This window comes from Allobosea sp. CER48, from assembly GCF_044752385.1.
Classification (GTDB): domain Bacteria; phylum Pseudomonadota; class Alphaproteobacteria; order Rhizobiales; family Beijerinckiaceae; genus Allobosea.
Map to the genome: position 1 here is coordinate 1 of NZ_JBIWYK010000085.1, position 9339 is coordinate 9339.

9 protein-coding genes are annotated in these 9339 nt (G+C 68.5%); 2 read left to right on the forward strand and 7 right to left on the reverse strand.

The features are described 5' to 3' along the window. Together ACIPIA_RS05415 and ACIPIA_RS05420 are read right to left on the reverse strand one after the other, a co-directional pair. Window positions 1-1512: ABC transporter ATP-binding protein (locus ACIPIA_RS05415; RefSeq protein WP_400507426.1), on the reverse strand; the 1512-nt coding region annotated here is incomplete at its 3' end. 46 nt (window positions 1513-1558) lie between these two features. Beyond that, the gene (locus tag ACIPIA_RS05420; RefSeq protein ID WP_400507411.1) at window positions 1559-2560 is read right to left on the reverse strand and encodes a BMP family lipoprotein; all 1002 of its coding nucleotides are present in this window, start codon (window positions 2558-2560) and stop codon (window positions 1559-1561) included. A gap of 167 nt (window positions 2561-2727) precedes the next feature. Between ACIPIA_RS05420 and ACIPIA_RS05425 the strand changes: the two genes are divergently transcribed. Then, window positions 2728-3510, forward strand: a complete 783-nt coding sequence (locus ACIPIA_RS05425; RefSeq protein ID WP_400507413.1) for a HesA/MoeB/ThiF family protein — start codon at window positions 2728-2730, stop codon at window positions 3508-3510. Between the two features lie 242 nt (window positions 3511-3752). Here ACIPIA_RS05425 and gshB read toward each other — a convergent pair whose 3' ends face one another. The 3 genes from gshB to rsmI all read right to left on the reverse strand — a co-directional run bounded on the left by gshB (window position 3753) and on the right by rsmI (window position 6071). Continuing rightward, entirely contained in the window at window positions 3753-4691 is a 939-nt protein-coding gene (gene gshB, locus ACIPIA_RS05430; RefSeq protein WP_400507415.1) for a glutathione synthase, read from the reverse strand. Window positions 4692-4773: 82 nt separating this feature from the next. Next, window positions 4774-5169: a YraN family protein gene (locus tag ACIPIA_RS05435; protein WP_400507417.1), complete on the reverse strand. Its 396-nt coding sequence runs from the start codon at window positions 5167-5169 to the stop codon at window positions 4774-4776. Further along, entirely contained in the window at window positions 5166-6071 is a 906-nt protein-coding gene (rsmI, locus tag ACIPIA_RS05440) for a 16S rRNA (cytidine(1402)-2'-O)-methyltransferase (protein WP_400507419.1), read from the reverse strand. Before rsmI ends, ACIPIA_RS05435 begins: the two co-directional genes overlap by 4 nt. Window positions 6072-6244: 173 nt before the next feature. On the opposite strand from rsmI, the gene ACIPIA_RS05445 reads away from it, so the two are divergent. Then, the gene (locus ACIPIA_RS05445; RefSeq protein WP_400507421.1) at window positions 6245-7453 is read left to right on the forward strand and encodes a penicillin-binding protein activator; all 1209 of its coding nucleotides are present in this window, start codon (window positions 6245-6247) and stop codon (window positions 7451-7453) included. A 77-nt stretch (window positions 7454-7530) separates the two neighbouring features. On the opposite strand, the gene ACIPIA_RS05450 is transcribed toward ACIPIA_RS05445, so the two are convergent. Both ACIPIA_RS05450 and ACIPIA_RS05455 read right to left on the reverse strand, forming a co-directional pair. Then, window positions 7531-8166: a thioredoxin family protein gene (locus ACIPIA_RS05450; RefSeq protein ID WP_400507422.1), complete on the reverse strand. Its 636-nt coding sequence runs from the start codon at window positions 8164-8166 to the stop codon at window positions 7531-7533. Between the two features lie 29 nt (window positions 8167-8195). Then, a partial coding sequence (locus ACIPIA_RS05455; RefSeq protein WP_400507424.1) for a protein-disulfide reductase DsbD family protein occupies window positions 8196-9339 on the reverse strand: 1144 nt, incomplete at its 5' end.

Genomic DNA, 9339 nt, shown 5'->3' on the forward strand with positions numbered 1-9339 from the left:
CTCCTCGACACCAGCCATCAGCAGGCCCAGCTCGCGCTCATCCGCGCCAGCTCCCGCCCGCTCGCCGGTGATCCGGCCGCCGCACATGGCGATGATTCGGTCTGAAAGCGCCATCACCTCGTCGAGCTCGACCGAGACGAGAAGGATCGCGACGCCCTGGTCGCGCAGCTCCAGCAGGCGGCGGTGGATGAACTCGATCGCGCCGATGTCGACGCCACGCGTCGGCTGGCCGACGAGCAAGACCTTCGGGCCTCGCTCGATCTCGCGAGCGAGAACGATCTTCTGCTGGTTTCCGCCGGAGAACTTGGCGGTCTTCAGCGCCGGATCGGGCGGCCGCACGTCGTAGGCCGCGAAGGCCTCGCGCGCATGGGCCTCGATCCGGGCCGGCGACAGGAACGGGCCGGGGCCGAAGCCGGGATCGTGCTGATAGCCGAGGATGGCGTTCTCAGCGGCCGAGAAGGCGGTGACGAGGCCGCTGCGGTGGCGATCCTCCGGGATATGCATCAGCCCGAGCTGGCGCAGCCGGGCGGGGTGACGATCGGTGCTGGACAGAATGGCACCGTTCAGGCGGATCACGCCGCGCGTCGGCTGGATCAAGCCGGCAAGCACTTCGAGCAATTCGCTCTGGCCGTTGCCTGCGATGCCGGCGATGCCGACGATCTCGCCCTCGTGCAGGGTGAGGCTGACATCGCGCAGGGACTCGGTGCCCCGCCCATCCCGACAGGAGAGGCCGACAGCCTCGAGCACCGGTGCCCCGCGCTCGCGCGGCGGCTTCTCGATGCGCAGCAGCACGCGCCGCCCGACCATCGCCTCCGCCAGCGCCGGCGGCGAGGTCTCTTCGGTTCGGACATGGGCAACCATCTCGCCGCGCCGCATCACCGAGACGGTGTCGGTGACATCCATGATCTCGCGCAGCTTGTGGGTGATCAGGATCACCGTCTTGCCCTGTGCCTTCAACGCCCTGAGCAGGATGAAGAGCTGGTCGGCCTCGGCGGGGGTCAGGACCGCCGTCGGCTCGTCGAGGATCAGGATTGCGGCGCCGCGATAGAGCGCCTTCAGGATCTCGACGCGCTGCTGCAGGCCGACGGAAAGCTCGCCGACGATGGCGTCGGGGTCGATCGCGAGGCCGTAGTCCTGCGAGAGCCGGCGCAGTTCCGCCCGGGCCTTGGCGAGCCCGCCCTTGAGCAGCGCTCCGCCCTCGGCACCGAGCACGACGTTCTCGACCACGCTCAGCGTCTCCACCAGCATGAAGTGCTGATGGACCATGCCGATCCCGGCCGCGATCGCGTCGGCCGAGGAGCGGATGCGGCGCGGCGCGCCGGCGATCCTGATCTCTCCCGAATCGGCCTCGTAGAAGCCGTAGAGGATCGACATCAGCGTCGACTTGCCGGCCCCGTTCTCGCCGACGATGCCGTGGACAGAGCCGGCGGCAACCGTCAGCGAAACGTCCCGGTTCGCCGCGACGGCGCCGAAGCGCTTGGATATGCCGACGAGCTCGATGGCCGCCGGCAGGAGCGCCACGGTGGCGGGAGCTGCACTCAAGGACGCGGTCCGCTCCTCACATCGTGCACTTCTGGTCGGACATGTAGTCGTGGACCTTGATGGTGCCGGCGATGATGTCGGCCTTGGCCTTGTCGGCCGCTGCCTTCATCTCGGGCGTGATGAGCCCCTTGTTGGCATCGTCCAGCGCCCAGTCGATGCCGTCCTCCTTGAGGCCGAGCACGGATATGCCCGGCTTCCAGGAGCCGTCCTGCGCCGCCTTGAAGGAGTTGTAGGCGGCGACGTCGACGCGCTTGAGCATCGAGGTCAGCACCTTGCCTGGATGGAGCGCGTTCTGATTGGAATCGACGCCGATGCCGAGCTTCCCGGCATCGGCCACCGCACGCAGCACGCCGATGCCGGTGCCGCCGGCAGCGTGGTAGACGACGTCCGCGCCGCGGTCGATCTGCGACTTGGCGAGCTCGCCGCCCTTGACGGGATCGTTCCAGGCAGCCGGCGTCGAGCCCGTCATGTTCTGGAAGATCTCGGCATCGGCCCTGCCCGCCTTGACGCCCTGGACATAGCCGCAGGCGAATTTGCGGATCAGCGGGATGTCCATGCCGCCGACGAAGCCGACCTTGCCGGTCTTCGAGGCCTTGGCCGCGAGCAACCCGACCAGATAGGAGCCTTCGTGCTCCTTGAAGACGATGGACTGCACGTTCGGCAGCTCGACCACCATGTCGATGATCGTGAACTTCAGGTTCGGAAATTCGGCCGCGACCTTCTGCAACGCGGTCGCCTGCGAGAAGCCGACGGCGATGATCGGCGAATGGCCGTCGCGCGCGAAGCGGCGCAGCGCCTGCTCGATCTGCGCATCGTTGGTCGGCTCGAAATCGCGGAAATCGACGCCGGTCTCCTTCTTGAACTTGTCGGCACCGATGAAGACGCCTTCGTTGAAGGATTTGTCGAACTTGCCGCCCTTGTCGTAGACCACGGCGGGCTTGATCGCCTGCTGCGCAAGCGCCGCCACAGCCGAAAGCGCAACGCCGGCGAGAGCCGCCGCGAAAACACCCAAACGCATCGAACCGATCCCCTGTTGTTGCCGGGTGCCGTTATCCGGCCCTCGATGGCGTCACGATGGCATGGCTCGGCGATGCGGCCAAGCTGGCGCAAGGTCATAGGCCGCGGGACCGCATCCCGCCGCCATGGCGATTGCCGAACGGAGCCGATCGGCCTTACGCTCACGCCATGATGCTCAACGACGACGAGATCGAGCGCTATGCGCGCCACATCGTCCTGCCGGAGATCGGCGGGCCGGGCCAGCAGCGCCTCAAGAATGCGCGGGTGCTCGTGGTCGGCGCCGGCGGGCTCGGCGCGCCGCTGATCCAGTATCTGGCGGCTGCGGGCGTCGGCAAGATCGGCATCGTCGACGATGACATCGTCTCGCTCTCGAACCTGCAGCGCCAGACGATCTTCACCACCGAGGACATCGGCGCACACAAGGCCGTGGTCGCCGCCCGCTTCGTCCGCAACCTCAACCCGAACGTCGTGGTCGAGGAACACGTCACCCGGCTCGATCCGCATAATGCCAGGGCGATGATCGCCTTCTACGACGTCGTTGCGGAAGGCTCGGACAATTTCGCCACCCGCTACGCCGTCTCCGACGCCTGCTTCCACGAACACAAGCCGGTGGTGATGGGCGCGCTCGGGCGTTTCGACGGCTCTGTGACGACGATCCGCGCGCATGAAACCGGGCCGGACGGCCGGCCGAACCCGACCTGGCGCTGCCTGTTTCCGGAAGCGCCGCCCGCCGGCAGCATCCCGACCTGCGCCGAGGCGGGCGTGCTCGGCGCCCTGCCCGGCATCATCGGCTCGATGATGGCGCTCGAGGTGGTGCGCGCCATCACCGGCTTCGGCGAATCGCTCGTAGGCAAGCTCCTGCTGCTCGATTCGCTGACGATGCGATTCGAGACCCTGCGCTATGGCTGGGACGAGACAAACCCCCTCAACGGCAGCGGCGTCGCCGCCTGAGCGGCATTCGCGCGCGCCGTCGCCCCGGCAGAAGCCGCGTGAGCGTCTGATCGAACAATCGTCGAGCCATCATCCTGAGGAGCCGCGAAGCGGCGTCTCGAAGGATGCTTCTGGAGGCCCCGAGCGAATCTGGAGCATCCTTCGAGACGCCATCTCCGACGAAATGGCTCCTCGGGATGAGGGCTCGCAGACGTTTCGGTCAGGCTCTCACAATGAAGGCTGTGTCCCCTCCAAGCCCGAGCTCAGCGCTTGCTCTCGATCACGTCGAAGAGCTGCGCCGCAAGGTCCGGGCCACCGAGCTTCTTGATCGCGCGCACGCCGGTGGGCGCGGTGACGTTGATCTCGGTGAGCTTGCCGTGGATCACGTCGATGCCGACGAGCAGCAGGCCGCGCTCGCGCAGGGTCGGGCCGATCGCCTCGCAGATCGCAAGCTCCTGCTTCGACAGGTCGGTCGGCCGCGCCGCGCCGCCGCGCACCATGTTGGCGCGGAGATCGCCGACCGCCGGCACGCGGTTGACCGCACCGGCCGCCTTTCCGTCGATCAGGATGATGCGCTTGTCGCCCTCGGTCACCTCCTTGATGAAGCCCTGCACGACCCAGGGCTCGCGGAAGAGATTGCTGAACAGGTCGAAGAGCGAGCCGAAATTGGGGTCCGTCTTGCTGGTCTTGAAGACGGTCGCGCCGCCATGGCCGTAGAGCGGCTTCATGACGATCTCGCCATGCTCGTCGCGGAACGCCTCGATCTCCGCCTTGTCGCGGGTAATCAGCGTCGGCGGCATCAGCTCCGGGAAATGGGTGACGAGGATCTTCTCTGGCGAATTGCGCACCGAGGTGGGATCGTTGACCACCAGCGTCTTCGGATGGATACGCTCCAGCATGTGGGTGGTGGTCACATAGGCCATGTCGAAGGGCGGATCCTGCCGGAGCAGGACGACGTCGAGCGTCGAGAGGTCGATCTTCTCCTCCGCCCCCGCGGTGAAATGATCGCCCTCCGCGTCACGCACCGTGACCGGGCGCATCGGCGCCGTGACCTTGCCGTCGCGCATCGAGAGCTTGTCGGGGGTGTAGGTGTAGAGCGTGTGGCCGCGCGCCTGCGCTTCCAGCATCAGGGCGAAGCCGGTGTCCCCGGCGATCCGGATGCGCTCGATCGGGTCCATCTGGATGGCGATGGCGAGAGTCATGGCAGGCTTTCCTGTTGCGGCCGGCTCTTATCGGGCCGCGAAGGCGGTCCCGGCAAGAGGGTAACCAAGGGGCAGCATTGCGTCACAGGACGAGCTCGAAGGCCGCCGGCACATGACGGGGCCGCCGCCATGGCGCCAGGAACACGGCATCGGCGCGCAGATGATGCTCGTTCGCCCAGGGATTGCGCGACAGCCAGTGCCGCACCCGACGCTCGACGAGCCGGCGCTTTTCGGGCGTCACCGCCGTCAGCGCGTCGTCGAGCCGGCCACGCGCCTTGACCTCGACGAAGGCGACGGTGCGTCCGCGCTTCATCACGAGATCGATCTCGCCGCCCTTGCCGCCGAAGCGTCGCTCAAGCAGCCGATAGCCCTTCGCCGCCAGCCAGAGGATGGCGAGCCATTCGGCGCGGCGGCCGGTCAGGCCGGAGCGCCGCGCCCTGCGGCTGCGTCCTTGCGGATCGGCAGCCGTGCCGCTCACGGCTCGCGGGTCAGCTCGAGGGCGCGGGCATAGACCTTGCGGCGCGGCTGCCCGGTCTCGGCGGCGACCTGGGCGACGGCCTCCTTCAGCGAGACCCTTGCCAGCGCGGCGCGCAGCCGTTCGTCGATCGCCTCATCGGTCGGGATCAGATCGCTCGCGCCGGGCGGGCCGATGATGACGACGATCTCGCCGCGGGCCTCTTCCTCGGTCTCGTAATGGGCGGCCAGCTCGGGAAGGGTGCCGCGCCTGACCGTCTCGTAGAACTTGGTGAGCTCGCGCGCGACAGCCCCCGGCCTCGCGCCCAGCACGGCGGCGGCGTCGGCCAGCATCTCGGCGAGGCGGCGTGGCGATTCGAAGAAGACCAGCGTGCCGGGAATGGCCGCGAGTTCGGTCAGCCGCGTGCGCCGCCCGCCCGATTTCGGCGGCAGGAAGCCCTCGAAGAAGAACCGGTCGGTCGGCAGGCCGGCCAGCACCAGCGCCGCCAGTACGGCCGAAGGCCCGGGGATGCCGGTGACCGGCAGGCCTTCGGCGACGAGCTCTGCGACGAGCTTGTAGCCGGGATCGGAGACGAGCGGCGTGCCGGCATCCGAGATCAGCGCGAGCTTGCCGCCCTCGCGCAGCTTCGCCAGCACCTTCGGCCGCATCTGCGCGGCATTGTGCTCGTGATAGGGCAGCAACGGCGTCGCGATGCCGTAATGCGCCAGCAGCGTCTTCGAGGTGCGGGTATCCTCGGCCAGGATCGCATCGGCCGCGGCCAGCGTCGCCAGCGCCCGGAAGGAGATGTCGCGCAGGTTTCCGATCGGCGTCGCGACGATGTGCAGGCCAGGGGCCAGCGGCTCGGCCTCGGCCCTCAGGCCGAACGCTGTGTAGCTGGGAGGGCGTGCGGAGGCATCATTCGACATCGCGCCACGCTGCCACAGCGGCCGGCCGCACGCCATGGCGCGACGTCGCCATGGCGCTGCAACTCATAGTTAACAACTTGAAAATAGGATTCCGCACTGGCACGTGAGTCCCGCGGGGGGACTGGATAGCCGGGCGCAGCTCTTGCCGGCCCGGCCACGACTGGAGATCGCCCGTGTTGCATCATCGGCACTTCGCACCGATCCTGCGGTCAAAGGCGCGGGCTCTCGCAGTGGCCCTGCCGCTCGCTCTGGCCGCATGCAGCGGCGGCACCTCCGGCCTGCCGGGTTTCGATTCCGGCGCCGGAGCGCCCGGCGGTGCAACCCCGACCGGGCAGACCATCGGCACCGGCAAGGTCCGGGTCGGCCTCATCCTGCCGCTGACGGCGGAAGGGCAGGGCGCGGTCGTCGGCAACTCGCTGAAGAACGCTGCCGAGATGGCGCTGGCCGAATTCCCGAACGCCGACCTGACGATCCTGGTGAAGGACGATCGCGGCACGCCAGACGGCGCCCGCGCCGCCACGCAGGAGGCGCTCTCCGAGGGGGCCGAACTGATCATCGGCCCGCTCTTCGCGCCATCGGTGCAGGCTGCCGCGCAGGTGGCGCGCGGCGCCAACCGCCCGATCATCGCCTTCTCGAGCGACACCAGCGTCGCCTCGCGCGGGGTCTATCTGCTCTCCTTCCCGCCCGAGAACGACGTCAACCGCGTCATCGGCTATGCCAGTCAGCAGGGCCGGAAATCCTTCGCCGCGCTCCTGCCCGACACCGCCTATGGCAAGGTCGTCGAGGCGGCCTTCCAGCAGGCCGCCGCGAGCCGCGGCGTCCGCGTCGCCGCGATCGAACATTTCGGCTCGGACCCGGCTGCGATGCGCAGCGCGGTCCAGCGGCTGATGCCGTCGCTCCAGCAGGCAGACGCGCTGTTCGTGCCTGCCGCCGCCGATACCATGCCGACGCTCGGCCAGCTCCTGCAGGAAGCGGGCTACAACCCCGCCAAGGTCAAGCCGCTCGGCACCGGCGTCTGGAACGATGCCGGCGTGGCGCGCGTGCAGGCGATCCAGGGCGGCTGGTTCGCCTCGCCCGACACCGCCGGCTTCAACGCCTTCGCGGGGCGCTACCAGCAGCGCTTCAACAGCGCGCCGACCCGCACCGCGACCCTGGCCTACGACGCCGTCTCGCTGGCGGCCGCGCTGGCCCGGACACAGGGCTCGCAGCGCTTCTCGGAAAGCGTCCTGACCAACGCCTCCGGCTTTGCCGGTGCCGACGGTGTCTTCCGCTTCCGGCCGGACGGGCAGGTTGAACGCGGCCTCGCGGTGCTCGAGCTGCGCAACGGGCAGATCGTCACGATCAATGCCGCACCGCGCGACCTCGGACCGCGCTCGCAATAGCCTCGGAAACACGAATGGCCGGGCGATTCCCGGCCATTGCGATCAGGCTTCGTCCAGAATCTCAGCCGAGACGGATCTCAACTGAGCGGCGCGTATTTCACCACGCAACCATAGGCCTTCGTGCTCGCCTCCGAGACCGGCTTTCCGGCCTTCAACTCGGCGACCGCCTGGCGAACATAGCTCTTGGCACCGTTCAGGCTCGAAGCCGCAGAAGACGGCTTGTCGTCGATCGCCCCCATATAGGCGAGCTTGCCCTTGGGATCGATGATGTACATGTGCGGCGTGGTCTGGGCGCCATAGGCGCGCGCCACCTGACTCTTCGGGTCGAGCAGGATGCCGGCAGGCGCGGCGTCGCGCTGCACCGTCAGCTCCCTGGCCCTGGCGCCATCGACATGCCCCTGCTCCCCCGGCGGCGATGAGATGACCGAGAGCCAGACGATGCCTTCCTTCGCCATGTCCTTCTGCAGCGTCTGCATGGTCGCGCTCTTGTAGTGCTTTCGGACATAGGGGCAGTCGTGGTTGGTCCACTCGAGAATCACGGTCCTGCCGGCGAATTCCTGGAGATTGCGGGTCTTGCCCTCGGCATCCACGGCCTGGAAGGCGGGAGCGGGCGCACCGACCTTGGCGGACGCCTGAGCGAATGCAACGGCCGGGAAGGCGAGACCGGCCAAGGCAAGGCCGGCGATGAAAGTCTGTCTGGTCAGGCTTTTCATGTCTGTCTCCCTCTGTGAACGACGGTGGGTTACGGCGTGACCGCCGCAGTCTTGGCCTCCTGCCCCGCCGCGCGCCGGGCGGCCTCGATCACCGCGTCGGCCGTCAGCAACTGCGGCAGGATCTCCGGCTGCGCGTCCTTGCCGCCCGGATAGAACAGGTAGAGCGGCACGCCGGCACGGCCCTGCTCGGCCAATGCCTTCGCGATCCGCTGGTCGCGATTGGTCCAGTCCGCCTTGAGATAGGCCACGCCGAGCTTCGCGAAGACCTCCCTCACCTCCTGCCGGGAGAGCGCGACCTTCTCGTTGGCGATGCAGGTGATGCACCATGCGGCGGTGAAATTGACGAAGACCGGCTTGCCCTGCGCCTGCAACGCCGCGACACGCTCGGGCGACCAGGCCTCGACATCGCCGCTCCGCGCCTCAGTGGCCGTTCCGGGGACGGCATTCTGCAAGGTGAACCAGCCGGCGGCCAGCAGCACCAGCGCCGCCAGTGCGGAACCGAAGACGCGGCGCGGCGGCGACCCACGCGTGACGCCGACGAGCCAGACGACGAAGCCGGCCGCCAGCACGGCGACGAGCGCCGCCAGCACGCCTTGCGGGCCGCTCTGCACCGACGCGACCCAGATCAGCCAGATCGCGGTCGCGAACATCGGGAAGGCGAAGGCCTGCTTCAGCACCAGCATCCAGCGGCCGGGCTTCGGCAGCAGGCGCAGCAGGCCGGGAGCGAAGGAGAGCGCCACGACCGGCAGCGCGAAGCCGAGCGCCAAAGCGAGGAAGACGGACAGCCCCACGGCCGGCGGCTGGGTGACGGCATAGCCGATCGCGGCTCCCATGAAGGGCGCGGTACAGGGCGTCGCGACGACGACCGCGAGGACTCCGGTCATGAAAGCGCCGAGGCGGCCACCGCGGCTGGCGAGACCGTCGCCCACCCCGGTGATCGAGGAGCCGATTTCGAAGGCGCCGAGCAGGTTCAGCCCGATCAGCACCATGATCACCGCCAGCGCGATGACGAGCGGCGGCGACTGCAGCTGGAAGCCCCAGCCGACGCTGCTGCCGAGGGCACCAAGCGCGATCACGCCGGTGGCAAGCGCCGTGAAGGTGATGAGAACGCCGGCAAGGAAGAGCAGGCCCTGCTGACGCACCGAGCCGCGATCGGCATGGGCAAGACGGGCA

Excerpts from the sequence above, each read along its gene's own strand:
- ACIPIA_RS05420 (WP_400507411.1), bottom strand. The coding sequence starts at position 2,560 with ATGCGTTTGGGTGTTTTCGCGGCGGCTCTCGCCGGCGTTGCGCTTTCG.
- ACIPIA_RS05425 (WP_400507413.1), top strand. The coding sequence starts at position 2,728 with ATGATGCTCAACGACGACGAGATCGAGCGCTATGCGCGCCACATCGTC.
- gshB (WP_400507415.1), bottom strand. The coding sequence starts at position 4,691 with ATGACTCTCGCCATCGCCATCCAGATGGACCCGATCGAGCGCATCCGG.
- rsmI (WP_400507419.1), bottom strand. The coding sequence starts at position 6,071 with ATGTCGAATGATGCCTCCGCACGCCCTCCCAGCTACACAGCGTTCGGC.
- ACIPIA_RS05450 (WP_400507422.1), bottom strand. The coding sequence starts at position 8,166 with ATGAAAAGCCTGACCAGACAGACTTTCATCGCCGGCCTTGCCTTGGCC.